Source organism: Helicobacter apodemus, assembly GCF_000765745.2.
GTDB lineage: Bacteria > Campylobacterota > Campylobacteria > Campylobacterales > Helicobacteraceae > Helicobacter_D > Helicobacter_D apodemus.
Genome location: NZ_JRPC02000078.1, coordinates 1 through 1,541, shown reverse-complemented (window position 1 = coordinate 1,541; position 1,541 = coordinate 1). Strand labels below are relative to the sequence as shown.

Below are 1,541 nucleotides of genomic sequence, written 5' to 3'. Positions count from 1 at the left end.
TTCTGTAATTCTTGCTGTAAGATTTCCTGCTTCTATTTCTTTAGCAGTGGCTACAGATTGTTCTACAGCTTTTGTATCTTGTTCTAAGCCTTTTTGAGTAGAGATAATATTTTTATTGATGATAGAACCCATTTTACCTATTTCATCATTGGCATTAATTTTAACAGGCTTAAGCTCTATTTTTTCGTGATTTAAGAAGCGGAAGAAAATTTCTAAAGCATTAGCTAAAATAGGAAGTCTTTTAGCAACTATTAGTTGTATGCAATAATAGACGACTGCTAGAACTATGACTAAAAATATAATGCCAATAAGAATTAGTAGTAATTGTAGATTATAAAGTGATTCTAAAACAGAACTTTCAGAAGAGGTTACCAAAATACTCCAACTATTTGTATTTCTAAATGTGTCAAATGAAGCAACAGCGGCAAAACTTTCTACTCCAGCTGTTGTAACATAATTTTCAAAAATTGCAGAAGAGCCTGCCCTAATAGTATCCAAGATGGCTTTTGTTTGGGTAGTGTTATTAATGTCTTGTAGGTTTTTAAGAACGATAGAGCTATTTTTATGCACAGCAATGATTCCATCTTGAGTTATTAAAGCCCTTGTATCTCCTTGATATAAATCAAGTTTGTCATTTAAGAGATAAGAGGCAAAGTTTGCTAAATCAAACATAAAAGCAATAGCACCTATATATCTTCCGTTTCTATCAACAATGGGTGTTGCGATATTGATTCCTATAAATTCCCCTTGTTGTCCAATATTAAATTTATTTGGATGACCAATTAGTATAGTGTTTCTATCAGGAGTTGTTTTCATTTGATTGCGGAGCTGTTGCATTACAGGGAAATTTTTAAGACTTTCGTTAAATTGCATAGCTTCTACCCCACCAGGTCTAGTAGTATCACTATCTGAAAATATCATTCCAAAGTTGCCTAATTCGCTTTTGTATTGGCTTATAATATTCGTTGCTTTTAGCATGGACTCATCTTCTAAATATAAAAATGCGTAAGTTGCATAAGTGGAAGAATCAAAAGTAGCTTTGACAAGAGTTTCAATTTCAGGGAGATTAAATTCACCATTTTTTATTTCATCATTCACAGAGTTCGTTAGTCCTACTATGAGGGCTACACTTTCATTTATAGCACCTTGCATTTTATTTGCATAACGTTTAGATGATTCCATAAGAGTTTGTTTTATTTGATTACTCATATTTGTGGATACCCTAGAAGAAACAATGGCAATTAAAATTGTTATGCCTATGATAACAACAACAGATACTGACAATATAAGTTTTGCGCCTATACTTAAAGATTTAAACATTTGAGGTCTCCCTTATAATTAAATTCTAGATTTATTGGGATTATACAATTGAATTCATTAAATTTCAATATAAAAAATATTTTATGAGTTTGATTGAATTTTCCTTTAGACAAGCAAACCTTCTAAAACTTCTTCTTATTAACATCTTCTAATATCTCTTGAGCAATAGCATTAACATTTTGTGTAACACTATTGGTATCATTAACAATCTCTACATTATT

2 protein-coding genes are annotated in these 1,541 nt (G+C 30.9%); both read right to left on the bottom strand.

The features are described 5' to 3' along the window. Positions 1-1,320: cache domain-containing protein (locus LS72_RS10425; protein ID WP_194145619.1), on the bottom strand; the 1,320-nt coding region annotated here is incomplete at its 3' end. 122 nt (positions 1,321-1,442) lie between these two features. Beyond that, the coding region (locus LS72_RS11740) for a hypothetical protein (RefSeq protein ID WP_414458056.1) at positions 1,443-1,541 on the bottom strand (99 nt) is incomplete at its 5' end.